This is a genomic window from Pauljensenia sp. UMB1177, from assembly GCF_030217965.1.
In the GTDB taxonomy this organism is placed as follows: domain Bacteria; phylum Actinomycetota; class Actinomycetes; order Actinomycetales; family Actinomycetaceae; genus Pauljensenia; species Pauljensenia turicensis_A.
Genome location: NZ_JASOOV010000001.1, coordinates 696263 through 722079, shown reverse-complemented (window position 1 = coordinate 722079; position 25817 = coordinate 696263). Strand labels below are relative to the sequence as shown.

The 25817-nt window shown below is 53.2% G+C and carries 24 protein-coding genes and 1 pseudogene; 12 read left to right on the top strand and 13 right to left on the bottom strand.

Annotated features, from left to right (window positions below):
- Positions 1–229: pseudogene (locus QP442_RS03200) on the bottom strand (phosphoenolpyruvate carboxykinase (GTP)); the annotation flags it as partial.
- A 223-nt stretch (positions 230–452) separates the two neighbouring features.
- Complete coding sequence (locus QP442_RS03195; RefSeq protein ID WP_285069586.1) at positions 453–2237, bottom strand: hypothetical protein; 1785 nt, start codon at positions 2235–2237, stop codon at positions 453–455.
- Positions 2238–2384: 147 nt separating this feature from the next.
- Here QP442_RS03195 and QP442_RS08650 point away from each other — a divergent pair, with 147 nt between their 5' ends.
- The 10 genes from QP442_RS08650 to QP442_RS03155 all read left to right on the top strand — a co-directional run bounded on the left by QP442_RS08650 (position 2385) and on the right by QP442_RS03155 (position 11860).
- On the top strand, positions 2385–2459 hold the full coding sequence (locus tag QP442_RS08650; protein ID WP_336619950.1) for a hypothetical protein: 75 nt from the start codon (positions 2385–2387) through the stop codon (positions 2457–2459).
- Positions 2446–3390 (top strand): GIY-YIG nuclease family protein, encoded by a 945-nt coding sequence (locus tag QP442_RS03190; protein WP_285069585.1) that lies wholly within the window; start codon positions 2446–2448, stop codon positions 3388–3390. Before QP442_RS08650 ends, QP442_RS03190 begins: the two co-directional genes overlap by 14 nt.
- A gap of 208 nt (positions 3391–3598) precedes the next feature.
- Complete coding sequence (locus QP442_RS08695) at positions 3599–3826, top strand: integrase core domain-containing protein (protein WP_103632990.1); 228 nt, start codon at positions 3599–3601, stop codon at positions 3824–3826.
- Positions 3827–4643: 817 nt separating this feature from the next.
- The gene (locus tag QP442_RS03185) at positions 4644–4838 is read left to right on the top strand and encodes a recombinase family protein (RefSeq protein WP_141089643.1); all 195 of its coding nucleotides are present in this window, start codon (positions 4644–4646) and stop codon (positions 4836–4838) included.
- A gap of 6 nt (positions 4839–4844) precedes the next feature.
- Positions 4845–5522, top strand: a complete 678-nt coding sequence (locus QP442_RS03180; RefSeq protein WP_285069584.1) for a zinc ribbon domain-containing protein — start codon at positions 4845–4847, stop codon at positions 5520–5522.
- A gap of 84 nt (positions 5523–5606) precedes the next feature.
- Positions 5607–7394 (top strand): ABC transporter ATP-binding protein, encoded by a 1788-nt coding sequence (locus QP442_RS03175; RefSeq protein WP_285069583.1) that lies wholly within the window; start codon positions 5607–5609, stop codon positions 7392–7394.
- Complete coding sequence (locus QP442_RS03170) at positions 7391–9139, top strand: ABC transporter ATP-binding protein (RefSeq protein WP_285069582.1); 1749 nt, start codon at positions 7391–7393, stop codon at positions 9137–9139. Before QP442_RS03175 ends, QP442_RS03170 begins: the two co-directional genes overlap by 4 nt.
- A 36-nt stretch (positions 9140–9175) precedes the next feature.
- The gene (locus QP442_RS03165; RefSeq protein ID WP_103632986.1) at positions 9176–9772 is read left to right on the top strand and encodes an MptD family putative ECF transporter S component; all 597 of its coding nucleotides are present in this window, start codon (positions 9176–9178) and stop codon (positions 9770–9772) included.
- Entirely contained in the window at positions 9765–10451 is a 687-nt protein-coding gene (locus QP442_RS03160; protein ID WP_103632985.1) for an energy-coupling factor transporter transmembrane component T family protein, read from the top strand. The genes QP442_RS03165 and QP442_RS03160 overlap by 8 nt, the downstream gene beginning before the upstream one ends.
- A complete protein-coding gene (locus QP442_RS03155) occupies positions 10448–11860 on the top strand; it encodes an ABC transporter ATP-binding protein (protein ID WP_285069581.1) in 1413 nt (470 codons plus the stop codon). The genes QP442_RS03160 and QP442_RS03155 overlap by 4 nt, the downstream gene beginning before the upstream one ends.
- 509 nt (positions 11861–12369) lie before the next feature.
- Here QP442_RS03155 and QP442_RS03150 read toward each other — a convergent pair.
- A complete protein-coding gene (locus QP442_RS03150; protein ID WP_006680337.1) occupies positions 12370–13593 on the bottom strand; it encodes an MFS transporter in 1224 nt (407 codons plus the stop codon).
- A gap of 93 nt (positions 13594–13686) precedes the next feature.
- On the opposite strand from QP442_RS03150, the gene QP442_RS03145 reads away from it, so the two are divergent.
- Positions 13687–14388, top strand: coding sequence for a TetR/AcrR family transcriptional regulator (locus QP442_RS03145; RefSeq protein WP_006680338.1), 702 nt, complete (start codon positions 13687–13689; stop codon positions 14386–14388).
- A gap of 898 nt (positions 14389–15286) precedes the next feature.
- Positions 15287–17032, top strand: coding sequence for a glycerol-3-phosphate dehydrogenase/oxidase (locus QP442_RS03135; RefSeq protein ID WP_103632982.1), 1746 nt, complete (start codon positions 15287–15289; stop codon positions 17030–17032).
- A gap of 435 nt (positions 17033–17467) precedes the next feature.
- Here the strand turns inward: QP442_RS03135 and QP442_RS03130 are convergent, their stop codons facing one another.
- From QP442_RS03130 to QP442_RS03085, 10 genes are all read right to left on the bottom strand, one after another.
- Positions 17468–17767: a hypothetical protein gene (locus QP442_RS03130; RefSeq protein ID WP_040318328.1), complete on the bottom strand. Its 300-nt coding sequence runs from the start codon at positions 17765–17767 to the stop codon at positions 17468–17470.
- A 195-nt stretch (positions 17768–17962) separates the two neighbouring features.
- Entirely contained in the window at positions 17963–18163 is a 201-nt protein-coding gene (locus tag QP442_RS03125; RefSeq protein WP_006680342.1) for an LPXTG cell wall anchor domain-containing protein, read from the bottom strand.
- A 36-nt stretch (positions 18164–18199) separates the two neighbouring features.
- Positions 18200–19855: a Cys-Gln thioester bond-forming surface protein gene (locus QP442_RS03120; RefSeq protein ID WP_285069580.1), complete on the bottom strand. Its 1656-nt coding sequence runs from the start codon at positions 19853–19855 to the stop codon at positions 18200–18202.
- Between the two features lie 504 nt (positions 19856–20359).
- Positions 20360–21913 carry a recombinase family protein gene (locus QP442_RS03115; RefSeq protein WP_006680344.1) on the bottom strand — a complete coding sequence of 518 codons (1554 nt, stop codon included), beginning with the start codon at positions 21911–21913 and terminating at the stop codon, positions 20360–20362.
- A complete protein-coding gene (locus tag QP442_RS03110; protein ID WP_040318399.1) occupies positions 21910–23148 on the bottom strand; it encodes a recombinase family protein in 1239 nt (412 codons plus the stop codon). The genes QP442_RS03115 and QP442_RS03110 overlap by 4 nt, the downstream gene beginning before the upstream one ends.
- A gap of 82 nt (positions 23149–23230) precedes the next feature.
- A complete protein-coding gene (locus QP442_RS03105; RefSeq protein WP_006680346.1) occupies positions 23231–23419 on the bottom strand; it encodes a hypothetical protein in 189 nt (62 codons plus the stop codon).
- Positions 23416–23832 (bottom strand): RNA polymerase subunit sigma-70, encoded by a 417-nt coding sequence (locus tag QP442_RS03100; protein ID WP_103632979.1) that lies wholly within the window; start codon positions 23830–23832, stop codon positions 23416–23418. The genes QP442_RS03105 and QP442_RS03100 overlap by 4 nt, the downstream gene beginning before the upstream one ends.
- A gap of 216 nt (positions 23833–24048) precedes the next feature.
- Complete coding sequence (locus tag QP442_RS03095) at positions 24049–25029, bottom strand: N-acetylmuramoyl-L-alanine amidase (RefSeq protein WP_006680348.1); 981 nt, start codon at positions 25027–25029, stop codon at positions 24049–24051.
- Positions 25029–25484: a phage holin family protein gene (locus QP442_RS03090; RefSeq protein ID WP_006680349.1), complete on the bottom strand. Its 456-nt coding sequence runs from the start codon at positions 25482–25484 to the stop codon at positions 25029–25031. The genes QP442_RS03095 and QP442_RS03090 overlap by 1 nt, the downstream gene beginning before the upstream one ends.
- Before the next feature lie 82 nt (positions 25485–25566).
- A complete protein-coding gene (locus QP442_RS03085; RefSeq protein ID WP_004007216.1) occupies positions 25567–25785 on the bottom strand; it encodes a hypothetical protein in 219 nt (72 codons plus the stop codon).
- Positions 25786–25817 lie beyond the last annotated feature (32 nt).

Below are 25817 nucleotides of genomic sequence, written 5' to 3'. Positions count from 1 at the left end.
CCTCGCTGCGCGCCGTGTCCTTGTAGTAGGAGCGGGAGTAGTAGAGTCCCTCGCCCGCAGGTGCGATTTCACCGGTGGCTAGGCCTTCGGTGATGAGCCGATCGTCATCCTTTGCGGAAATGACTTCAATGGCATCGGGTTCGGTAATTCCGGCCCAGTACGCTACGTACTCAGTTACTGCAGGATTTTCCAGCCCGGCATCGCTGAGGATCTTGGCAACGTTTTCCATATTCACCTCTCCTAAAATTTCGGGTATCCGAAAATTAAGTTCAGCATACCCGAAATTTTTGAAGCGACTTGGACTTAAGTCCTACCTGAATAAATATGGTTTTACATCGGGATAGTCCTTGGCTTGTAGGGAGTTTCACTAGTTGGCGAATCTGGGGCTAATGCCCATCTGTCGGACATAGGTAAGGGCTCTGGAATAACACCCAGAGCCCTTACCTTAAACGTTATTTTTCGTATTCACGACGAACGAAAAGTAACGTAATCCCAGCTAGACTGAAGATCGTAGCTAACGCCATAATTTCTGTTGACATGGCGCCAGTTCGCGCTAAGGCTCCCTTAACCGCGGCTTTCTTCTTGACGGGCTTGGAATCCGTTGACGAGGTTACACTAGACACCTCGTTTGCCATCAACGAAATCTCATAAGGATGCACAATATGGAACCGATCTTGGAACTCAGCAGCATCGGTGTAACCCCCGTTTAATGCGAAGGTATTGTATGCCAGTTGCGGATTTTCCAGATTCCACTTTTTAGTATCAGGAAGAACTAAGCCATGCAGTTTAATAACTACTTTTTGCCTAACTTCAATTTGTTCTAGGGGAACAGTAATTTTCCCATCTTGAATCGTTCCCGGTACTTCTTTATCTCCCGCTAGCACAGATACCGCCTTTGCAGTAACGCCTTTAGGTAGAGTCGCAGAAAACTCTCCATTTGCAGTCGCCGCAAAGCCGTTATTTACAATCTCCAAGGAGAAATCGAAAGGCTTATTTACAAACTGCTTCGAGGCATCATTGCTAGCCGCGCTGGACATAGTGAGATGCGATCCGGTGGTGACAGTTGCACCAGTAAAGCCGGTAAGAGCAACCGCACTCTTCTCTGCAAGAGCAGTATGATCCTTAGTTTCATCTGCCTGGCGGAAGCTGGTGAAAATTCGGGTTACCCCTTCCGGGACTTTCCAAACGAAACCTTGAGTTCCAACTTCTGGCCTATTGGTATCACCTTCGTAAAGCATTACCGGGCGATCTGTGTTCCAGTCTGGGAAATCAGACATCTGCTTTCCAGTAGCGTCATAAATTCGCAACTGCAGCTGGTCAGTACCACCCTCTTTTCCATTGGACACCCAAGACGGAGTAATAACTATTTCACTTCCAGGGGTGACATCAACTGCCTGTTTAACCCCGGAATTAAACCGAGGATAAACTATACGATCAAAAGAAAATATAAGGTGCGTACCATTCTTCAAATCTGCACGAGCCAACATCGTATGTATGCCGATTTTCCCTGCGCTGTAATCTTCAAAGACTTGCTTTGTGCTCTTATCAGCCTCAGGACTATCACATTTTTCCCAAAACGTCTGAGTTTCAAATGGTTGCTTGATTGCCTTGCAGTGCTCACCGGTGGCAATTGATAGCTTAGCTCCTTCAAAATAGCCTGGGTTGGCCTCAATCCAGGGAGCCCATGCCCGCTCAGCAATCGAGTTTGTTTTCTCGTCTTTCTTAATTTCTGGTTCTGGAGTTTCACGGTATTTTCCGAACCAAAATATATTTTGCTTATTTTCCGGATTAATAATTCCCGATTCACCGGTGCCCTCAGTAAAGGCTTTCCCCTCCTTGGAAATACTGATCGCACCCATATTTAAATCCCAGCCAAACTCTTCAGCATTTGAAATAAGAGGCTCATCTACACCTGGAAACTTTTGCATATCTACAACACTGTATGGGGTAGCAGTGTTTGGCAGTTTAACAGCCTCATCAAAAGTATTAGTATCGGGTACTCCTTTACGGCTACCATCCCAATTCACGTTATCAGGAAGAACCGAGAGGTCTGAATTAACATAATTTTTGGTTTCGTGCAGATTGTTAACTGCCGGATCTTCGCCGCTTTCTACAGTATTAACTACGGTCGACTGCGCGCCCTCAGCAGCAGAAGCGGGGAAAGTAGCACTCAAGGCTAAAAATAAACTTAGGCTGCCGGCAAGAAACAATCTATGCCGAGGTCTATCAAGAATCACAATTTTCCCCTTTCTGGATTGAATCCGGATTCTACACACACAAGAACCCAGATCTCCGTCGATTATACCTGACTTATCTGCAAATTTACAAGACACAAAAAATCAAGCTAACACTAAAATTTGGATATCTAACACGAAAGTTGGCTACTGATCTACCGTATAGAGCGAAGCGAGCTGCTTCTGGTACTCACCCGAACCGGATCTCACGATGACCTCTTCTGATAGGACAAGTCTTGGTCAAATGAACCTTAAGTATTTGCGTTTTAATGTCTCCCAGTTGGAGTCGATTTCGGCGTTAATTCCAGAATTACGCCGCGGTATCTATGTCCTCCAGTTTTTCAACGGCGAGTTTTATGTCGGTCAGGCACAGAACGTAGCGACGCGTTTTGCTCAACACCGGCATGGTCACACCAATCATCATGAAGCTTGGGATGACATAGAGAGGTTATGGTTTATGCCCGTACCCGAAAACTTAAATTTGACGAAGATAAAAAATAACGAAATTCGCAGATTTCGGGAATCTGGTAAGCCCTTGCGGAATCGCGCTCTGAACTTAGGTCACAATCAACCCTCAAAACTGGATAAAGAGATAACGGTGGAGGAACAACATTCTTGGGTACTTGGAGATGGCCCCTACGATTTGTGCGGCACCAAAGAAAAATTACCTCCCTTAGGAAATGAACCTTCGAAGTTTCTAAAACAGGTTCCTGATGAATACCGAGATCTCATTCTCGCTGATTTGGTTTTTGCATTAACAAATCTGGTTCCCGAAGCTATCAAGCTTGAAGGACGGTATTGGACGATTTTAGATTATCCGAGTACTGCAGGAGGTCGCCGGGCAACACTAAATACCGGGACTCTGGAACTTCTTTTCTTCCCGAGAAGGGAGGAGTCGGGACTTTCCTGTCTAAAAACTACTACCGGAACTTTTCCACATAGCAGGCTGCTCTCCCTATTGACACCTTGGAAGCGTTATAGTCGAGGGTTCTTTGTTGACCAAATACACTACAACTCAACGTCCGCCGACCAAGTAGTGTTTAACAGCGGTGACCTAAAAAGAATCTGCCAAAAATATCCGAAAATATTACAAGGTGCTAGAACTTTTGCATTGCAAGCCATGCGTCAAAACTCCTCTGGAAAGTTTGCCCGCTGACATTCACAAGCACTAACCAGAGACATCTACCAGATTACTCTCGAGAATGATCTAGATATTAATACAGATGGGAACTATAAGGATCTAACTGGTTTATAAACAAGGGCAACCCCTCACCTCCTCTACCGTTTCTTCCACGCAGCACATAAATATCTGTCATCACCTGTCATCACGAATTCACGAAAATTTTTGCGTTGGGATCAGCTGAATCACGCCCGGTCAGCCCTGGCATAACGGGTTCGTTGAATCGTTCCACAACCGGATGAGAGACGAGCTGTTAGAGGACAACAGTATCGAGAACCTGGAACACGCTCGCCCGCTCGTAGATCTGCGGTCACGACGTTACAAAGACTTCCATCCGCATTCCTCGCTGGGCTACCTCAGCCCACGACAATATGCGGAACAATGGAGACAAGAAAACACGGTCAACGCTTAAACCACGTGGACCTAATTCTTAGGCCACTCCAAATCCTAAAAGAACTCCATATTGTTTTAGCCAGCTAGATAACCCCCACTCAAAAGGTAGAGCCCTGAAAGGCGAACTAACCGGCTACTGGCGTTATCGCGTGGGGAAACTACCGGGTTATCTGCGACATCGTGGACTCACAGATGCTGATCCTAGCGATTGACTTAGGACACCGCCACGATATCTATGAAAGATGAAAACTATAGCAAGCGCTAGTGAATATAAATTTTTCTACCTTTCCAATGGTTGATCAGCCACCTGTCATGACTTGCTACGATTAACGCCCCTCCCAATCACGCAAGGCTTCTTCCAGGGCTTGCATCGTCTCCAAGTCCAGGTAGTTAATGGGCTCATCAATTATGCGCAAGGCGGGAGAGATGGCCAGCGCTAACGCAATTTGGGCTCGCCGCTGCTTACCGGCCGATAGCTCCGGGATAGGCTTAGTCCACAGGGAAGGATGGAGGACGCCTTTGCCGGCCTCGCCAATACCATTTTCCCAAATGGGGCTAGTGAATCCGGGGTCTCCCTGCCGAGGAAGCTTAGGTAACGCAAAACCCAAACCCGCTAACGCAGACGATTTTTCACACCCCCCTAAGCGATACTCGCTAACGCAAAAGGGTACTTATCAAATCCGACGTCTAAGTGGAGCGGGCGACGGGATCCCCAGTGCCACACCGTGGCACAGTGGGCCCATTTCGATTCCCGGCCCGACACTAAAACCGACCACAAGGGAACAACCTTGTGGCCGGTTACAAGATATTAAGACATCGGATTTGATAACCAATGCGTGTGTGTAACCATCGGGTTAAGTAACATTCAGGTGCGCTCCATCCTGTCGAATGAAAAATACAAAGGCGATGCCCTGCTTCAAAAGACGTTCACCACCGATTTCCTTACTAAGAAGATGAAGGTCAACGAAGGCGAAGTACCCCAATACTACGTAACAGGCAATCACGAGCCAATCATCGAACCGCGTATCTGAGATCAGGTGCAATACGAACTCGCCACCCGACACGGCAACATATCCTCAGCGAAGGTCGGCTTGTTCTCCACCAGGCTCAAGTGTGCGCAGTGTGGGTCGTGGTATGGGCGTAAAACGTGGGCGTCGAACACGAAATATAAGTACACAGTCTGGCAATGCAACCACAAATACACAGGCGGACACCCTTGCAACAGCGCGACTGTGAAGGACGAAGATATCAAGAACGCTTTCGTCCAAGCGCTCAACCTACTGATCGCCCGCCAGCCACGGCAAAGCCACCTACTGCAAATCTTTGACTCCATGTTTGATACGAGCCGTTTGGAAGAACAAGCCGCCGCCTGCCAAACAAAAATCGTGGAACTCACTGAGCAGATCGAAGCACTGATAGCGAAAAACCAGCAACGCGCGCTCGACCAAGACGCCTACCAAAACAAGTACACAGAGCTCGATACTGCCTACCGTAAGACACTCGCATGCAAAGCGAGCCTAGAGGCAGATATTGCAGCGAACACTGCCAAGCATGCCGCCGTCACCACAGCCCTAGGCGATCTGGCGGGCGAACCTGTGAACGATTTTCGCCCCGCGCAGTGGAGCGCACTGATCGACCACGCCATCGTAGACGAGGACGGGATCCGGTTCGTATTCCGTACCGGTGAACAGGTGAGCATGGCCCTGCAAGGATGATGTTGTAGCGGTTGACGTGCACAGTTAAGTACACCTCCCAGAATTTAGATAAGATTAGCCTTGCCTAAGAAGGATGGTGTTTGCATGGACGATAGTGCAATGGATCAGGTTGTTGACGGTGAGTATGGGTCCGCGAAGGAAAAATCTGTCGCTGGCCAGAACGCAATCCGTCAGCTATCGCAGCCGGTGAAAGGCAAGCTGTTCGTCGCGCAGGTTTTGGCTTTTCTCTCTGGTGTGTTAGCTATTGCCCCGTATGTGGCTCTGGTGGAGCTTGGCAGAGAACTTATGCAAGACCAGATGGACCCGGCGCGGGTGAACTGGATTGTCATGCTTCTCGTCAGCGCATACATGACCCGGTTGACCTTATATTTTGTTGCATTGGGCGTGACGCATTTTATTGACCTGTCGTTGCGTAATCAGATGCGTCGGCAAATTGCCGCCCGAATGTCGACTGCTCCGCTGTCGTGGTTTACCCGCGAGGGTGAGGGGAAGATCCGCAAGACCATTCAGGATGATACGTCCACGGTGCACACAGTGATCGCGCACGGGCCGATCGAGAAACTGAACGCGATCGTATCCCCGCTCGCCTTGTTGATATATGCGTTTGTGGTGGATTGGCGACTCGCGTTGCTGTCGATTGCGACGATCCCGCTCTATGTGGGCATGTATGGCATGTCGATGCGTGGGATGAATGAGAAGACCGCCCAAATGGACACCAAGCTCGCTCAGGTTTCGGCAACGATGGCCGAGTTCGTTGCCGGTATCTCAGTGGTGAAAGCGTTCGGCAAGGTTGGCCAAGCACATAAAGCCTATTTAGATGCAGCTAACGAGTTTTCTAAGTTCTACCGGGCGTGGTGTATGCCGCTGGTGTCGATGTCGGTCGCCTCATTTTCGTGGGTGTCGATCCCGGTGTTGTTGATCGTGAACCTTGGCGGTGGCGCGTTGATGATGAACGCCGGTTGGGTGAGCATCTACGAGGTGATAACGACGACGTTGATCGCCTTGGTGTTGCCGGGAGCGTTGATGACGGTGGCAACGATCGCCTGGTCGTACCAGCTCGCAGGGTCTGCGGCAGTGAGGCTGGTGAACGTCATGGAGCTACCGGCGTTGAGTCAGCCCGATGCGCCACAGACACCACACGGTCATGATATTGAGATTCGGGGTGTGTCGTATGCCTATGACGACACCCAGGCATTAGACGAGGTGAGCCTGAGCGTTCCGGCAGGCACGGTGACCGCGCTGGTTGGTCCGTCGGGTGCGGGGAAGTCGACGTTGGCGAGTTTGATGGCCCGCTTCGATGACCCGGACGCTGGCATGATCACCATCGGCAGGGTTGATCTAAAGAGCATTTCCCAGGATGTGTTGTATTCGACGGTCGCATTTGTCCTGCAAGATGCACAGCTTATTCGCGACACCATCCACAACAACATTGCCCTGGGCGCGCCAGACGCAACCTTGGATCAGGTGCGGCAGGCGGCGCGGGCAGCGCAGATCGATGAGTTCATCATGAGCCTGCCAGATGGCTACGACACCGTGTTGGGGGAGGACACCCACGTTTCGGGCGGGCAGGCAGCCCGTATCGCGATCGCCCGGGCGCTCATGGTTGATGCCCCAGTGTTGGTGCTGGACGAGGCGACGGCGATGGCGGACCCGGAATCGGAATCGAAAATCCAACAAGCTCTCTCGACTCTTGCCAAAGGCAGAACCGTGATTGTGATCGCCCACCGACTGGCCTCGATCAGAGGGGCAGACCAAATCGTCGTCATGGAACGCGGGCGCATTGCTGTGGTCGGTACGCACGACGACCTGGTGGGTAATGCGCACTATCAGGCACTTCTTGCCCAAGGTGCATGCGAGGAGATGACACGATGAATCAACTATTGCTGCCACGCTTTAAGCGTTTGATGGAACCCGCCTCGTGGCGAGACCTCTCGGTCGGTCAAGCGTGGGGTGCGGTCTCAGGACTGTGTCACGGCTTTGCCCTGCTGACTTTGCTTCCCGCAGCAAGTGCCCTAGCGACCGGAATGCCGGTGTGGGGGCTGTCGTTTTGGGGCTGGCTCATCGCCTTGGTGGTAATCGCGGTGCTGGGCGTGGGCACGGAGTTTTATGGCATGCGCACCGGCTATATCGGCGCGCTCGGGTTCATTCACGACGTCCACCAAGCGGTCGGCAACAAGGTAGCCCGCCTACCATTGGGAGTGTTCGATTCGGGTAGTTCTGGACGGCTGTCACGCATGGTCACCCAGGAAATGATGAACTTGGGCGAATCAGCGGCACATTTCATTTTCGCCCTCGTCCAAAAACTCTCGGCCGTGCTCGTAGTCACTGTGGGCACGTGGTTCTGGGATTGGCGGCTGGGACTGACCTTGACGATCGCCTTCCCGATCATGCTCGCCTTCCTCCATATTTCCCGCGTGCTTCTTGATAAAGGTAAGCAGGTTTCCGAACCAGCCGAGTCAGAGTTGGCGGCTCGCATGGTCGAATTCGCCACCTGCCAAGGTGCATTGCGTTCCTGTCACGTCGCCGACGACTACCCGGCCCTTGATCGGGCATTCAAACAGGCTGACCGCAAAAGCCGCAAAGCATTGTGGATCGAAACATTAGCGAACCTGATAAACGGAATGTTCGTCCAAGCGCTTGTCGTGCTAATGATTTGGCTGACCGCCCAACTCGCCCTCGGCGGGCAGATGAATGCGTTGAACGCTGTGGTCACCATCGGCATGTGCCTGCGGTTCACCACCATGCTCCAAGACATCGGTGGCTGCATGACCGGGCTGGAAGAACGCCGCCAGCAGATGAATCACGTCGACAAGGTCATGGACGCTCCCGAACTGTCCGAACCCGATGTCTCCACACCGGTGAGCGCTCCTGGCGATGTTCGTTTCGAGGACGTCACCTTCGGCTACGATCCGGACACTCCGGTGCTGCACGATATTTCCTTCCATGTCCCGCAAGGCGGCATGTGTGCCCTGGTTGGCCCTTCCGGCTGCGGAAAAACCACAATCGCGAGGTTGGTTGCACGTTTCTGGGATGTGCAGTCCGGCAGCGTGCGCGTTGGCGGAGTGGACGTGCGCGAGCAGACCACCGAAGATTTGATGCGCCAGATATCCCTGGTCTTCCAAGACGTCTACCTATTCAATGACACGCTCGAGGCTAACATTCGCCTTGGCAACCCCGAAGCCACCGATGAAGAAATCAGGTGGGCCGCTGACCTGTCGGGCGTGACCGAAATCGTCAACCGGCTCCCAGACAGCTGGAATTCACTGGCTGGGGCTGGCGGGCGCGCACTGTCAGGTGGGGAACGGCAACGCGTCTCTATCGCCCGCGCCTTGGTGAAGAAAGCCCCAATTGTGCTGTTCGACGAGGCCACCAGCGCGCTGGATGCAGAAAACGAAGCCAACATTGTTGCGGCGATGAACGAGCTACGCAAGCACTCCACACTGATCGTGATCGCCCACAAACTTGAAACCATTCGCCAAGCCGACCAAATCATTGTGCTCTCCCATGGTGGGCGTATCGCCCAGCGCGGGTGCCACGACGAGCTGGTCAACCAGCCGGGTCAATACCGCGATTTCTGGCAAGAGCGCATCAACGCCGCCGGATGGCAACTCGTCTAAAACACAGCACTGTTCACAATCGTGAAAGGAATAACTATGTCCACACCCACGTCCTCGCGCCTCAACACGCGCGACTTCATTAACATCGGCGTCTTCACCGCTTTGATGTTCGTCATCGTGTTCGCGTTCGGAATGCTCGGGTTCATCCCCGCCGCCATGTATGCCGGTTTCTTGCTTTCTATCCTCGTTAACGGCATCATCTTTGCGCTGTTCACAGCACGCACCCCAAAGATGGGGGCATTGACAATCATGCTGATCCTCGTCGAAATCCTCTTTTTCGTGACCGGCCACTGGGTGGGAGGAATCGCGGTGGCCGCTGTGTTCGGCCTGCTCGCCGACCTAGTCATCACCAAGGGGCCGAAGAACGTGAAGGTTCGCGTCCCGCTGGCATACGCACTGTTTATTCTGCCGATCTATGTTTCCCCGTGGATGCCGCTGTTTATGAACCAAAAAGCATATATGTCGCAGATCGCCGAACAAATGGGCGCAGAGTACGCCGCCAAGATGGCGCAGGTTGTCACGATTCCGATTCTACTGGGCTTCTTCGTCGTGATGCTCATCGTTGGCTGGCTTGCTGGTCTGTTGGGAACCAGGGTCGCGCGCAAACACTTTGAACGGGCCGGTCTTGTCTAAACTTCCCGACCCGCGCACGATTATCGTAGCGCTCGTCATCGTCTCCACCACGATCTACAGTGCCTACTCGCCGTGGTTCGTGTGTGCTCTGGGCGGATTCGCCGCCGTGATGCTGGCGAGCGCTGCGATCAACCCCAACACGCTCGTGCGCCCGAGCTGGGTGGCCGTCTACCTGGCCACGTTTGCGGTCCCCGGCGGGCTCATCTTCGCGATACCACTGGTGTGGAAGTCAACGGTCAGCGCGTTCCTCGTGCTGTTTTTGCAGTGGATGTGGCGATTCAGTGTCAGCGCAGGAATGGGAGCCTACGCGATCGGCGTGATCCGACCCGCAACCTTGCAAAAAGCGCTCGCCAGCTCACGGATCCCGACCTGTTTCACGATCCCAATCTCGGTTGCCTTACGTGTGCTGCCCGTGATCGGCCACGAGGTTAAAGCGATCTCAGATGCGATGAAGCTACGCGGCATGTCCACGCTTTCCCTGCGCGCGGCCCAGTACTTCACAATCCCGCTGCTATCGACCGTGGTACGCAGCGGGGACGAACTGGCATCTGCTGCCCTCGTGCGCGGACTGGGCGGAACCGCAAAGCCCACCTCAGTCACAGTCGTGAAATTCCGTGTGATCGACGCAGGCATTCTGCTCATCGTTATCGGCTTCGCGATATGGAGAATCGTCCTATGACAACAGCCCAAGCCACCGGCGTCACCTTCACCTATCGAGGAGCAGACCACCCCTCAATCAATGACGCCAACCTCACTATTTCGCCGGGAACTGTCACCTTGCTGTGTGGCGCGTCAGGGTCTGGGAAAACTACCGCGCTACGGCTGTTTAACGGGCTGATCCCGCACTTCCACGACGGCGACCTTACCGGAAGCGTCACAGTCGACAACATTGACGTGGCACGAGCCGACCTGCCACGCCTTGCCCACCACTGTTCGACAGTGTTTCAAAACCCGCGCACCCAGTTCTACACCACTCACGTGCGTCAAGAACTCGCCTTCGGCCCAGAAAACCTCGGCCGCGATCCGCAGGAGATTTGTGCGCGCATTGACGAGGTTGCAGCCGAGTTAGGTATCGCCGACCTGCTGGAATCCCGCGTCACACAACTGTCGGGTGGGCAGATGCAACGCGTGGCCTGCGCCGTCGCCATGTGCAACAATACGTCGCTGATCGTCTTTGACGAGCCGACCGCGAACTTGTCCGCTGACGTTATCGACCAACTCGCCACACTCATCGCCAGGCTCAAAGCCGATGGACACACCATCATCATTGCTGAACACCGGCTAAGTTTCCTTTCCGGGATCGTCGACCGCGTCTATTGCTTCGACAAAGGTAACATCGCCCTCACCGCAACCGGCGAAGAGTTCTACACTACCTCGGATGAGGAGCGCAAACAGCTTGGACTGCGATCCCTAGTGACTGTGTCTATGCCACAACTTCCGCAACCGGCAGGAGATGGGCTGGAGATCAGCAATCTCACCTTCGCCTACCGGCACGGGAAAACGGTTCTCAACATCGACCATGTGCTCTTTCCGGCAGGGAAAATCAGCGCACTGTTGGGCCCGTGCGGGTCGGGCAAATCAACACTGGCACGGATCCTCTGCGGACTTGAAAAGGCCAAAGGTGCATCCATCACACTCAATGGACAGAAATTCGCCAGCCGGGACACATACCTTGTCATGCAAGACCCCACCCGGCAGCTGTTCTCAGACACCGTCATTGACGAAGTCACGCTCGGGATAACGAGAGCCGAAAAACAACACATCGACGCCCAGGCGATCCTTGAAGAACTCGATCTTGCGGAGCACAAGTCCGATCATCCGCAAGCGCTGTCTGGCGGGCAGCGCCAACGCCTGGTCATCGCCACAGCACTTGCAGCGAACAAAAATGTCTACATCTTTGACGAGCCGACCTCGGGTGTTGGCTACAAGCACCTCGTCGCAATCTCTCAAGTGATGCGCAAACTCGCCGATACCGGTGCCGTCGTCATCGTCATCACCCACGACGCCGAACTCGTCACCGAAGCCGCCGACCACGCTATCCACCTCGACCAAATCAACACCTGCTCAGACATGTGCCTACAAGAGTGAACGAGGGATTCACGAGCCGGGTTTCTACAAGGAACTCATCGTGAACGAACACCACCACGATCACGGGCCGAGTGCGCAAGAAGCCGCCACAGATTCACATCTGCGAAAAAGCTCGCCATCGCATTCGGACTCGTGTTTAGCATCGTCCTGGCGCAAGCTATCGGCGCGTTTATGACAGGAAGCTTGGCACCCTCCTCGTCGACGTTGTTCACTCGTTCGCCGACTCTCTTTCCCACTGCGGCTTCTTTTTGTCACGATCGCGTAAGCGCTCAACAAAGTTTTCTGTCTTGCCTATATAGCACCAGGTGTTCTCAATAGCTTCAGGGTCATTACCAAGAAGAATATACACACCATTACAAGCGATTGAGCTGAATGCCCCCGTGTTTACATGGGTTTTTGAGACGTTTGAGTTTGTTTGAATCTCGCAGCGACTAGACATCATAGTTCTGCTGAAGTCAACACCGCTTTAGCAGGGATTTTTATGGTTTTTGCTTCTAATCATAAAGAGATTATTCGCGGAACTCGGGATGATAAAAACTCAGCAAAACTGCCGCAGCTATCAGAACTGTGCAACATGTCATTGGTAGCCACGGAGAGAGTCCGTAAAGTGCGGTGGAGGCTATCGGTGCCACTACATAGGCTGCACCATTGTTAGCATTAATCAACCCGGCCAGCCCACCTTGCTCTTCGGGCTTCATTTGCAAAGTAGGCGCCGTGTTGTAGCCAGGCATCGCCAGACCTAGACCAAAGCCTGTCAAGATGCTGGCCACGATGAACAGTCCAAGATTTAGTGGATAAACCAAGAGCAGTAACCCGAGAAGAACGATTATTAATCCTCTTCTAAAGAGTTTTTTAGCACCCCAGTTTAACCTTGGAGCCACCAAGGCCTGCGCCAGTATCATCACCACACCCATTATTGACATGCACAAAGCGGTGAACCCTGCTGTGGCGCCGGCCGCTAGCTTCAAAACATCCTGCAGCAAAAAGCCGAAAAGTGTAGCCACGGTAGAAAAAGCGGTAAACATGAGGAAACCGCAAGCCAGGAACACGAATACTCTTGAATCAAAGTAGGAAACTTTTGCCGGTTGAGCGACTTTTTCTTCGCCACCTGTGGGTTTGAATGTTAGAAGCAAAACGGCAACGCCTAAAAGCATGACCAGAGGCATCACCAGCAGGGGCATCATGAAGCCTCCTATAGCTGCAAGGCTGCCACCCACTAAGGCTCCAAGAATAGACGAGAATCCTTGCGCAGCGCCCAAGACTCCCACACCTTTTACCCGTTGCGTCTCACTGTAGGTATGAGTCACAACGTAGGTTTGCGCGGCTGGGGAAACTGATGCGATGGCACCGCCGTACAGCACGCCCCTAGTTATGACTACTCCTATAATCAACGCTATGCCGGTGAGCAGACCCTTAAATCCTAGCCACACCACCATAGCGAATCCGCCTAGAGCCAGGATTCCGGCAAGCATGCCAATAAGCAAGATACGCCGAGATCCCCATCGCAATGAGACCCGTCCCCACCTGGTGGAGGTAAGAGAAAACATTACGGCTGCTAACGAAATGGTGGCGCCAATATGCCATTCCTTCAACCCGATTTCGCGCGATAGCGGAGCCAGAATTGGATTAAGAATCATCTGCCCCATATACGCCAGTAACACCGTCAAAAACAGGGGAAACAGTCCCGTTATTTTTGATTCGACTTTCTCGTTTTGTTCGTTAGTGGCGCACATTAAAACATCCTTTCCAAAGTGAGCAGACAATCAAGCCGAAACAATACTAGAACAATGTTCTAGTATTGTCGAGGTTGAGGGTATGCTGTTTTCGTGGGAAATAAAGACAAGCGGGTAAACACGGGTAGACGCGCCTGGCTGACGCAGGAAAAGATCACGTACACCGCAATGGAACTGACCCGAGAGTGCGGTCTAGAAAAATGGTCGATTCGTGACCTTGCGCAGCGTCTGGGAGTAGTTCCCTCTGTCATCTACCACCATTACCAAAACCGTGACGCCATTACCGCTTCTGTAATCGGCGAAATCACTAGCACCATCGAGCTACCGGACGAGCAGCTGGAATGGAAAGATTGGTTCATCTCCCTAGCAGAAAATGTCAGGCCCGTCTTTCTTGAATTCCCCGGAGTCACCGACAAACTGATGTATGGACATATGGACGCCGCGTTTATACCAATCTTGGAGGCGGCTTACGAAAAACTACGGGACGCTGGTTTTAACAAGTACATTCACATCACATACTCAATTATCATCAACACGACGCTGTGGAGCATCACTGCTCGCAACTTGCGCAGCCCAACCAAACAGGAACAGCGCCACGACCTAGGCCAAATGATTACCCAACTTCAGCCCCTAGCTGCCTGCTCCACAACGCTGACCGACATAATCCAGGGCTACTTAATTCCGCTAGCCAACCCGAAAAACGAAGACCGCATGAGTCAGGAATACTTTGAAATCATCATAGAAGTCGTACTCGCCGGTTTAGAGATAGCGATCTTGCCTCGCGAAAACGCCTAGCGAACCCGAGAACAAGAGAAATCATCAATACGCATAAAATATTTCCCAAAATCGCAAGTCATCCAGCTAAGAACAGAGCCTTTCAGCCTCTCCCTCTATTTCCTGCGATTTTCCAATAAACACAAGAAAATCCACCGCATCCAGAGCTTTCCAAACAACTGGTACGACTACATCAAATACGTCACCACCAATGAACTAGCTATCGCTCTTCACAGCACGCAGGCTTCTCCCAGGAATCCGCAGCCTATACCGAAGCCTAAGCCCAGCCTATTGCGTATGGACGAAGAGGAAACATCATGGCAACTGAAGGATTTAAATCCGGCAGACTAACCCTCGACGTCGATGGTCTCTAGGTCGAGGCAGCAGCCACACTCACCAGGGCAACACTGGATGTCAACGAAGTACTGATGCCCGCTTCGGAAGATGTCAGGACTGTGGTAGCTACCGGATTCCGTGCCGCTAGATGTTTTCTCACACAGTCCACCCTCGCAGAACGGCGTTTAATAAAGGCCGCACAGCGAGGTTACATTGCCCTTAAGTAGAATTGATACTTCCTTTTGGCCGCATCTGTGATTGGCCAACGAAAGCTTGTCGGGGGTTCGATTAATAACCGCCACCCCCATTTTATGTTTCCTTCCGCGCATTAGGGCCTGTTTTGATTGCCCCTTTACTGTTTTAGGGCTTTTAGCGGACCTGGGGAGTTTTCAAAGGACACAATTCTTTCTACTTATTTTAAGTCCGGGTTATTTTTCACGGGTAAATACGTGATTTTATGCCCTAAGGCGAGAGGCCGGTGAAAAAATGTTCAAGCGTGATGACCATTAGTGCTCACTTAGGTTAGTCTAACCTTAGGGGCTGATTGGGTTGCCCTAAATCAACTAATACGACTGGAGCTACGATGTTCACAACGCAGTTATCGCCAAGCAAGCGCGAAGAGGCGCTACGCAACATGGAGGAAAAGCCGCTTGATGTTTTAGTGATTGGCGGAGGTGTTACGGGAGCGGGGATCGCACTGGATGCTGCAAGCCGTGGTTTACGAGTCGGTATAGTCGAGGCGCAAGACTGGGCCTCCGGCACTTCGTCGCGATCTTCAAAGCTGGTGCACGGTGGTCTGCGATACCTTTATCAACTTAATTTTGCCTTGGTTGCTGAGTCTTTGAGGGAACGTGGCTTATTACTTACCCACACGGCTCCACATTTGGTGAAAGCACAGCCTTTTTTGTGGCCCATAAAAATGCGCGTAATAGAGCGGGCTTATTCGGCTGTTGGGGTGGGAATGTATGACGCCATCGCACAGTTTGCACATAGGGGTTCAGTGCCCATTCAAAAGCACTACTCGAAGAAAGGGTCATTGGAGCTTGCGCCCGCGTTGAAAAAAGACGCACTTATTGGCTCTTTGGTTTACTACGATGCCAGGGTGGATGACGCCCGTCTGGTGGTGAATCTGGTTCGCACGGCCGCTCAGTTTGGCGCTTTGGCTGCGAATCGTACCCAGGTTGTTGAAATGCTCAAGGATGGAAACAAGGTGGTTGGCGCCAAACTTCGTGATATGGAAACAGGCGCTGAACATGTGGTTAAGGCAAAATCCATCATTAACGCAACGGGAGTTTGGACTGAGAAAACACAGTCTCTTTCCGGTTCTACGGGTGGCTTGAAAGTTTTGGCCTCCAAGGGCATTCATATTGTTGTGCCGAAGGAAAAGATTGATTCCAAAGTTGGTTTATTCTTGCGCACAGAGAAGTCTGTGTTGTTTATAATCCCGTGGAAGCGTTATTGGGTTATAGGAACTACTGATACCAAATACCATGAAAACAGGTTGGAACCGGTACCTGATTCTGAGGATATTGATTATCTGCTTGAACATGCGAACTCGGTGCTGGCTAACCCGCTAACACGTGATGACATCATTGGGGCTTTCGCTGGGCTACGGCCTTTGTTGCAGCCAGGAACTTTGGACGGAGATAAGGCTAAGTCAACCAAGGTTTCCAGGGAGCACACAGTTACCGAAGCTGCTCCGGGGCTCACTGTTATAGCAGGTGGGAAGCTTACGAGTTACAGGCAGATGGCTGAAGATGCTGTTGATTTTGCCTTGGGTAAGGAGCTGGCTAAGCAAATGCCGTGCGTTACCAGAAGCACTCCGCTTTCTGGAGCTGTTGACTATGAAGCTATGTGGGAACAGCGTGAGGCGCTGGCAAAGAAAAACGGTTTGAGCGTGGATCACGTAGAAGATCTGTTAAACAGGTACGGAAGTGATATCAAGCTGATTTTCAAAATGATTGAGAAGGATCCTTCTTTAGGGAAGGAGCTTAAGGGCGCTGAAGAGTATCTGCGTGCAGAAATAGCGTTTGGTGTTTTGCATGAGGGCGCTTTGCATGTGGAAGACTTACTGGCGCGCCGCACCAGACTCTCTTACGAGCATCGGGATCGCGGATTGGCTGTTATTGACGAGGTTGCGACAATAGCTGCGGATATTCTTGGCTGGGACGAGGCGGCCAAGGCGCATGAGATAGAAAACTACAAGGCGCGGTGTGATGCCGAAGAAAAGGCAGAGGCTATAGTTAGCGAAGCCGAAGCGCAAAAGGTACGTGAGCAGGCGGCGCCTATAACCGAATTTGTTGACGTGTCTCCGCAAATTGACGGTTAAATCCGTGGGGATTTTTCCCTTTTAAATCGCTGACTCTAAGGCCTTGGAGGCGTGTACTCCAAGGCCTTAGACGCGCTTCGGATGCCACTAGACCCGCTCTGGCAACAGAGCAAAATTCAGTTTTAGGCGCTTGCTGTAAAAGCACTTTCGATAATGCGATATTCGGGCTAATGCCCGAGAAATAAGACAATATCATTCTAAGTTTACTGACCTAGAACCACCCCCACGACCGCACCAAGTACACCCCACGCGACACATCCAGGCTCAAACACCCAAAACCGTCGCACTAAGTGCAGCCGGTAACGTGATGAGCTTGGATCGCAGATAACGGCTGGGTTCACGCAGACGATTGGGAACATCTTGGCTGACCACCCGACTGCAGATCGAAACGCCCGACCCGATGAATGTTTGGAAGGCTCGGCTTTGAGACGCTGATCAGGCCCGCACGTCTAACCGAGCGACGGGCTCGACGTTGAGGCGCGGTTTGATAGTGACGCGCGGGAACTCCGGAGCAACGCCCATGCCGCCAACGTCTAAGACCCTGTCGGGACCGTAATGGTCAACAAAGCACCACGCGCCAATGAGGGACCGGCGTTGGAGTAGCGTGCGTGCGACAGTCATTGCGCACAAGCCTCCAAGAGGGACTGCGCGCAAGGTCAGAATCTCTACCTTCGCTCCGTCAACGCAGTGCGGGGCTAGGGGCGATGCATCCACCTCAGGTGGTTTGAGTTCCACGTTGGGTATCGCGCTTCCCCTTTTTTCAGTATTCGCCTTTTGGCTGTGTGGTTGGTGTTTTTGTCTTTCAGCCTAGGCGTAAACAGTGCTGATCATGGGGGACGAGGCTCATGTGCGGGTATACATAATGACGCGCCACCGAACCGGTGAGATTCGACGGCGCACCATTGTGTGATCAGGACTAGGTCCTTGTAATCAAATGGGTCGCATGAGGTTCTTCTTGCGACGTGTCACCAGAAGAGCTCCATCTGCTGTCATCAGGCCACCGAGGGCCAGCAGTGTCAGGATTCCGGAAGCACCGGCCTTCGACAACTTCGTCTTCGGTGAAGCCGGAGGGGTCGGAGGAACAATCGGCTGGTGAGTATAGGAACGGAGCCAAGAATAAGATTTTGTCATATTCTTGGCTCCGTTCCTTTTCAACTAGCTAGGAAGTTACTCCTTTGAGCGCTTTCGAGTAGATAGTCCAATAACTCCTACTGCGAACATAGCGGCTCCAATCCCGAGAAGATTGCTGCTAGATAGGCCTGTTAACGCAAGCGAACGTTCCTTGGCCTGCGCCTTTGGCTGCGGGGTACAGGTTTGGAGTTCAGCATCGGTCATCTCGCGAGTACGATTTACGTCTTCTGTGGTGGCCTTGTCAGTATCGAGAACCCACGTCTTGCTGGCGGTATCCCACTTGTATGGCGTGGTCGTCACAGTGAAGGTCTCAGTGACCTGCTTCTTCTTGCAATCAGACTGCGGATTCTTCGCCGGCGACTCCTTAACATCCGCCTTTGGCTGCGGGGTACAGGTTTGGAGTTCAGCATCGGTCATCTCGCGAGTACGATTTACGTCTTCTGTGGTGGCCTTGTCAGTATCGAGAACCCACGTCTTGCTGGCGGTATCCCACTTGTATGGCGTGGTCGTCACAGTGAAGGTCTCAGTGACCTGCTTCTTCTTGCAATCAGACTGCGGATTCTTCGCCGGCGACTCCTTAACATCCGCCTTTGGCTGCGGGGTGTCTGGCGCTACGGTCTTTTTATCTACCATCGCGATAACTGGAATGCGCTCTTGCGGGGTGTCCTTGGAGCTAATGAAACGCTGGTAATTCGAAAGGTTTGGGATGTAAACGCCGATGTTTTTATCAACAATGTCGCTATCTGAATTTGAATCCTCAGCATAGGCAATGATTTTCTCGTATGCTGCTTTAACTTTTGCTCCCTCAGGAGTATCAATTCTTCCGAAACCGTGAGTTTTCTGGGAATCTACGCCATCTTTAGCTACTATTTCGCGGATTTTCTCTAAGGTGAAAGAGTCTGACCAGTAGTAGACAGCAAGCTGAGTAGCTGCGCGGAACTCGGTGGAAGTCAGCCCAGTGCCAAAAGTTTTCTTGTTATTTGGATAGCCGGCCTCGATGACCTTACGAATTTTAAGAGCAAGAGTAGCTGGATCTTGCACCTTGGGAGTATTGGCATACTGAGCCAAGCCATCGAAAACATAGCGTGCTGTGAAATTGACTTCTTTCCCAGTCACATCTGGGTCGATGTTTTCACCATAGTTATAAGAGTCCGGTGGTTGGTTCAGATCCATATTGAAGCAATAAATGACCTCGTCTCCTGCGGCAGACTCGTTTTTAGTATCCCGATCAACATAGTAGTTTTTGCCGTAAGGATTCTGTCCCCAATGAGGAGTTTCGTCATTGAAATCGTTATAGGCTCTTACTGGAGTTGCGTCTACCGGAGAAAAGCTCAAAACTGTTGACGGGGCTTCGATTGTGCCTTTATCTGTTACGGTAAAGCTGATCGGCTCTGCTACATCATAGTCCTTCGGTGCAGAAGTTTCGGTAAGCGTATATGTACCAGGAGCAAGCTTTACTTCATGCGGGCTTGTTGATGATGTCCAGGTTTGTGGATCGCCTCCCGGAATTGAGAGGCTTAAGTGTGCATCTTTGAGCTCAGAAGAAGTATTATCTTCCGCTACTTTGCTTATCCTGACGGGGTAAGTGGCGGAATCCGCAGCGGAAGCTTGAGCGGTTGCTATTCCGCCAGTGAGTATGAGAGCGCTCGTCGATATAGCGACTATTAATGATTTGCGAAAAGTGGGCAACATTATACATTCGCCTTTCTTGGTAGATGCACGCTGTTATGGTTGCATCCTAAGCGGTTTCTGTAGAAAAAATGGCGTTTTAATAGGAAAAATGCTGATATCATCGCAAGAAATGAGTGACAAATGTCACATTATGGAAAATTCTTTAGGAGCATGTTCCGTATGCCCTATTAGCTAAATTTTTACGTCTAGTCGATCTAAATATTTGAGCGGGCGACGGGATCCCCAGTGCCACACCGCGGCACAGTGGGCCCATTTCAATTCCCGGCCCGACACTAAAACCGACACGCCATCTAAAGCACCACGTTTGCGCCTATAGCCCCACAATTCGGGCATTAGCACTAAAACCGACCACAAGGGAACAACCTTGTGGCCGGCTACAAGAGACTTAGACGTTCATTTTGATACAAGACTGGCTTGGGGGCAGATTCATTCGGTAGGGGGTGTTTTCCAAAGACGGGGGTAGAATTGCTGGTTTTTATTGCTGTGAGCGAGTTAGCTGGCCGATTATTCGTCTTTGAAGATGACGCTGATGGCTCCATTAGCGTTGATAATGGCGTGGTCGACGAGGGTGTTCCATGCTTGGTCGCTGTATGCGAGTGGTGGCAGGGTGGCGAGGTAGAAGTGGACTTTGATGGCTTGTGCTCGGCGGTGGCGCAGATCGTCGATCTTGTCGGTGATGTGCTGGTGCTCGGTCTCGAGTTGGCGGTGTCGGGTTTCGAGCTGGTGGTAGCGGCGGTCGTAGTCGTCGGGGTCGTGGGCTGTGGCTGCTGCGGTGGTGATGAGTTGGTTCATCAGCGTGATCGTTTCTTCGATCCGCTCCCCTAGCGTGGCCTGCTGAGTTTCCAACTCGCGGGTGTCGTAGACGGTTTCGTCGAGCAGGCACATGGTGTCATCGAGAACGTCAGTGTTGGTGACGCGCTCAGCCAGGGCGGCGACGAAGGCGTTTTTGATCTGCTCCTCGGTGACGTGGGGTGTCGCGCAACGATGAATTTTCTTGTATTTGTTGTTGCAGCGCCAGATATAGCGGCGGTATTTGCTGGTGGAGTGCCACACTTTCCTCCCGAATGAGCCACTACACTCGCTACAGGTGATCTTGTTGGCAAAGGGGTGGGTATTAGAGGTGCCTTTGCCTGCGCGGCGGGCGAGTTCTGTTTGGACCACGTCCCAGGTGGCTGGGGTGATGATGGGTTCGTGGTTGCCGGTGACGTAGTACTGGGGTACTTCGCCTTCGTTGACTTTCATGGTTTTGGTCAGGAAGTCGGTAGTGAAGCTCTTTTGGAGCAGCGCGTCGCCTTTGTATTTCTCGTTGGTCAGGATCGATCGCACAGTCGAGGGCGACCAGATTTGTTTGCCACGCGGTGTAGGAATCTGATCAGCGGTGAGTTCTTTGGCGATGGTTTGAGGGGTTGCGCCTTCTAGGAAGCGGGCGTAAATGCGCCGCACGATCGGGGCTTGGGTTTCGTCGATGGCGAGGTTTCCCTCCTCGCCTTTCTTGTAGCCCAACAGTGAAGCGTAGGGAACCATGATTTTCCCGTCGGCGAAGCGTTTACGGTGGCCCCAGGTGACGTTCTCGGAAATTGAGCGGGATTCTTCTTGCGCCAGACTCGACATGATCGTGATGAGTAATTCGCCTTTGGCGTCAAAGGTGTAAATATTTTCCTTCTGAAAATAGACCTCGACGCCTGCATCCTTGAGCTTGCGCACGGTAGTGAGCGAGTCGACGGTGTTGCGAGCAAACCGGGACACACTCTTGGTGAGGATCAGGTCGATTTTGCCTGCCAGAGCGTCATCGATCATGGTTTGGAATCCTTCACGGCGTTTCATAGAAGTGCCAGAGATGCCCTCATCGGAATACATGCCCGCGAACTGCCAATCATTACGGGAGCGAATGTAGGTGGTGTAGTAGTCGATTTGGGCCTCATACGAGGAGGTTTGTTCTTCCATCTCGGTAGAGACGCGAGCGTAGGCGGCGACCCTTCTGCGCGCTGGTACCCCAGACGGGGTTGTGACATTCCCAAATTTCTTTGTTGCGGGTATCGCTGTGACGGTGCGACTCATGCCAACCTCCCCTCACTGGTTAACCCCACTGGTGTCATGGTTCCATCCGCGAGGTGGAAGGTGAGCTGATGCTCGAAGGCCTCGATCATCACGATCTGCTCGCCAACCTGGACGGGGTCGAAACCCTGGGTGCCGAGCATGTATGCGCAGGCGTGTTCGAGGAGGCTTTCGCGTAGATTATGTCCGCCGCAGGGGTTGCCGTTCCCGGTGCAGGCACTCCAGCAGCGCCAGAACTTGTATGAGGTTCCAGACTTGTAGGTGCGGGTTTTGCGTTGATAGCTCTTCCCACACGCACCACAACAGATTCGTCCAGTGAATACGCCCGTGTTCTTTGACGGGGTCGCCGCCGGGCCCACCTCACGCCTGTGCGCGATTTCTGCTTGCACCGCGTCAAACATCGCCTCATCAATGATTGGTGGGAGGGCTTGCTCGACCCAGTATCGCGGCAGCTCCCCGTCGTTGAGGGCACGTGTGGGTGCTTGGATTGTGGGGCGGTACATTTTCTGCAGCATTTGGCAGCCCTTGTACCGCTCATTTTCGAGCATGCGACGAAACACGGACCCGTAGAACCGTCGCCCTCCCCGAGAGCGTTTACCTCCAGCATTGAGCATCGTCGCGGTTTTCTCCGGGCTGATCCCATCGAGATAATTAGCAAACAGTAAGCGCACAATCTTGGCTTCTTCGTCAATGATGGTGAACTCGCCGTTTGCCCAGCTATAGCCGTAGACGACGAAAGAATTTGTGCCACCATTCTTGTACCGGTTGCGGATCGCCCATTTGACGTTCTGGGATAGTGAACGGGATTCTTCTTGAGCAAACGACGCCAACAAGGTCAGTAGGAGTTCCCCGTCAGCGCTGAGGGTGTCGATCTGTTCACGCTCGAAACGCACCGCCACACCAAGATCTTTGAGCTCACGGACCGTAGCGAGCAGGTCGACAGTGTTGCGGGCAAGGCGAGAGATCGACTTCGTCAAAATAACGTCAATGCCGCCTGCCTTAGCGGTGTCCATGAGGTGTTTGAATCCATCGCGATGCTTGGTGGAGGTGCCGGTAATACCTTCGTCGATAAATACCCCGACATAGTCCCACCCAGGGGTGGATTGAATCAGATGGGAGTAGTACGATACCTGGGCGGCGATCGACGACAATTGCCGTTCGTGCTCAGTGGACACCCGCGCGTAGGCCGCTACCCTCAACCGCTGCGGCCGTGCTGGTCTCGCCGGGATCACCCTCATCTCACCCACGTATCTCAATCTCCTTACACTGCTCGTTTCCCCTAATAAATAAGGGGTTCAGCTGGTTGTATCCATCTACGCTCTAAACCCGCGTTTTATCCAGTCGAACCCGCAAAATCAGCCCACCAACAACAGCAGGAAACTCCCCCGCCACACGAGTCAACACCACGCGGGCTTCACTGTCCGTCAGTGCACCAGTGTCAGTGAGCCGATCAATGAACCCCACAACCCTGGCTAGATCAACCTCGGCATCAAACACGCCCTTGGTCATCGACTGCCACCCTTGGTGCCGAACCGGTGGCGGATGTAGCAGGCATGGCAGCAGTACTTACGCCCCGCATTCCCATACGCTTGAAAAGGCATGTCACAGTTTGCGCACGTGAACTCATAGAAGGCTTTGCGGGTGCCTGCTTCTGGGTGGGTATGCCAGAACGCCCGCCGATGCTCGCTACAGCAAAATGATGGTTTCTTCCCATCCGCGCGTTGCGACAGTTTGATTCCGCACCAGCGGCACCACCGCCCATCAGGGTCAGCTTTCGCTGTTGGTTCGATACCTGTGCGGGTGACATAGGCGCGGATCTGATCGCGGCTGACCGCAAGACGTGCAGCGATCGCCTTATACCCACCAAGCCCGCCCAAGCGCATGCGCCTGGCTGCTTGTTTTTCTCTCTCATCTAACGCCATCACTGGCCTCCTCTCCGTAGAAGGCCACGAATGCGTGCCGAGTTAACCCTTCGCCGGAGGTCGCGTGTGGGCCTTCTGCCCATACGCCCTCGGGCACCTGCGAATCCGGACGGGTAAGAAAACCTCAAGAATGATGAAAAGCCCCGCCACCACCGGCTCCCCGAGAATCTGGGAAGTCACAGTGGTGACGGGGCTAAGTTCGTTGACCTCTAGCTGTTAGTAGCCGAGCTTGGCGTTGACTCGCGCCTGGACAGCGCTGTAGAGATTTCCGAGGCGGCGCTTACGATCTTCACCGTTGCCGTACTCGCCACGGATCACGGTGTCGGCAAGAGCATCAATGTTGGGACCCGCAGGCTTGGCGGCAGGTGCACGGCCCGCGAGCTTCTCATTTACGCGAGCTTGCACGGCGGCGTAGTTGGCTCCGAGGCGGAGCTTGCGCTCCTCCCCATTGCCGTAATCACCGCGAATCACTGCATCAGCCAATGCGTCGATGTTGGGCCCTGCTGGCTTCGGGGCGGATGCGTTGCCGGAAAGCTTCTCGTTCACTCGCTGTTGGACAGCCGCGTAGTTGGCTCCGAGGCGGAGCTTACGCTCCTCCCCGTTCCCGTACTCGCCGCGAATCACCGCGTCGGCGAGGGTGTCGATGTTCGGCGTTGCAGGAGCAGGTGCTGGTGCTGGTGCTGGGGTGTTGCCGGTCATTTGGTCATACCAAGACTGGGCGCGAGCCATGTAGGCGGTGTGCTGGGAGCCAGCCAATGAGGCTGGGCAGGCGGTTGGGATGAAGTCTTTGTGCCCGAACACGTTCTTGCCCCACGCCGGGCGGCCAAGGCCGTAGAACTTGCAAACGGCCGCGACGAGGTGTGCACCGTTATCCAGGCAGGCTTCGGATACCGCCCACGGGTTCGAGGACACGTCGGCGTGTTCGATGCCGATACTGGTGGTGTTGGCGGCAAAGTTGCCTGCATGCCAAGCGGTGTCGCGGTCCCATACGAGCTGGCCGATTGTGCCATCGGTTTGGACTTGGTAGTGGGCGGATGCAGGACGGGACTGCCACACGTCGTAGCAGCCCCTGATGGTGAGGTTTCCGGCGTTGTGGTGGATGATGACCTTATCGATCCGCCTGCCGTTGCGGCCGGGTGTGTAGTGTGTGTTCATGATGAGGTCGATGTCGGCCTCAAGCGTGTTCCAATTCTTCATCAGTGAATCTCCTTTTCAGTGGTTGGTGGTTCGGTGAGTGAGGGTCTGGTTTCGGCGCGATTGGCGATCGCATCGAGCGCCCCGCGCATCTGCGCCGGGACAGGCAGACCCAATCGGGTGGCGTTCTCTACGAGGGAGATGCCTTCGTTGGATAGGTAGAAGAAGATGACCGCCGCGCGTAGGACTCCGGGTGCTCCGAGGATGTGGACGTCGATCAAATGGGCGAGGCCGACGAGGGTGAAGATGAGGATCTTTCGGCTGATACCCCTGAAACCAACTGCGCTGGAGAGGCGGCGCTCGTTGATGGCGGCCAGCACCCCGGTGATGTAGTCGGCGATAGCGAAGACGATCAGCGCATAGACGAGGCCGTCGAGGCCTCCAAGATAAGCGGCGAGCCAGGCACCAATACCAGCGATCCCGGTTTGGATGGCGTGCCAGATGGCGTGAAGAGACATGGGAATGATTCCTTTCGTGGGCATAAAAAATTGCCCACACCCATCTGGGGTGAAGGCATCTAAAAATTGGTGTAGTACTGGGCTACATGGTCGGGTCGGTGAGGACCTCGAGAATTGGCAGGCTCAAGTCGAAGGACGCCGCCTTGGGCGCTGGGAGTTCTTGGGCTTCGATGGTCTCTGCTGGTGGTGAGGGCGTGGCATCTGACTCAACTGGGACGATCGGAAGCTGAACCTCATCACCGGAAGAGGATTCATGAGCGGAGGGTTGGGTCAGCTCTGTTTTCTCGTTTTCAATGCTCATTGGTTGTCCTTGGTGATGGCGTCGTAAAGGAC

Bases quoted from the DNA above. Each gene is read 5' to 3' on its own strand.
- QP442_RS03150 (WP_006680337.1), bottom strand. From the start codon at position 13,593: ATGTGCGCCACTAACGAACAAAACGAGAAAGTCGAATCAAAAATAACG.
- QP442_RS03190 (WP_285069585.1), top strand. From the start codon at position 2,446: ATGACCTCTTCTGATAGGACAAGTCTTGGTCAAATGAACCTTAAGTAT.
- QP442_RS03085 (WP_004007216.1), bottom strand. From the start codon at position 25,785: ATGAGCATTGAAAACGAGAAAACAGAGCTGACCCAACCCTCCGCTCAT.
- QP442_RS03155 (WP_285069581.1), top strand. From the start codon at position 10,448: ATGACAACAGCCCAAGCCACCGGCGTCACCTTCACCTATCGAGGAGCA.
- QP442_RS03120 (WP_285069580.1), bottom strand. From the start codon at position 19,855: ATGTTGCCCACTTTTCGCAAATCATTAATAGTCGCTATATCGACGAGC.
- QP442_RS03095 (WP_006680348.1), bottom strand. From the start codon at position 25,029: ATGAAGAATTGGAACACGCTTGAGGCCGACATCGACCTCATCATGAAC.
- QP442_RS03175 (WP_285069583.1), top strand. From the start codon at position 5,607: ATGGACGATAGTGCAATGGATCAGGTTGTTGACGGTGAGTATGGGTCC.
- QP442_RS03115 (WP_006680344.1), bottom strand. From the start codon at position 21,913: ATGAGTCGCACCGTCACAGCGATACCCGCAACAAAGAAATTTGGGAAT.
- QP442_RS03100 (WP_103632979.1), bottom strand. From the start codon at position 23,832: ATGGCGTTAGATGAGAGAGAAAAACAAGCAGCCAGGCGCATGCGCTTG.
- QP442_RS03170 (WP_285069582.1), top strand. From the start codon at position 7,391: ATGAATCAACTATTGCTGCCACGCTTTAAGCGTTTGATGGAACCCGCC.
- QP442_RS03125 (WP_006680342.1), bottom strand. From the start codon at position 18,163: ATGACAAAATCTTATTCTTGGCTCCGTTCCTATACTCACCAGCCGATT.
- QP442_RS03135 (WP_103632982.1), top strand. From the start codon at position 15,287: ATGTTCACAACGCAGTTATCGCCAAGCAAGCGCGAAGAGGCGCTACGC.
- QP442_RS03105 (WP_006680346.1), bottom strand. From the start codon at position 23,419: ATGACCAAGGGCGTGTTTGATGCCGAGGTTGATCTAGCCAGGGTTGTG.
- QP442_RS03110 (WP_040318399.1), bottom strand. From the start codon at position 23,148: ATGAGGGTGATCCCGGCGAGACCAGCACGGCCGCAGCGGTTGAGGGTA.
- QP442_RS03090 (WP_006680349.1), bottom strand. From the start codon at position 25,484: ATGTCTCTTCACGCCATCTGGCACGCCATCCAAACCGGGATCGCTGGT.
- QP442_RS03165 (WP_103632986.1), top strand. From the start codon at position 9,176: ATGTCCACACCCACGTCCTCGCGCCTCAACACGCGCGACTTCATTAAC.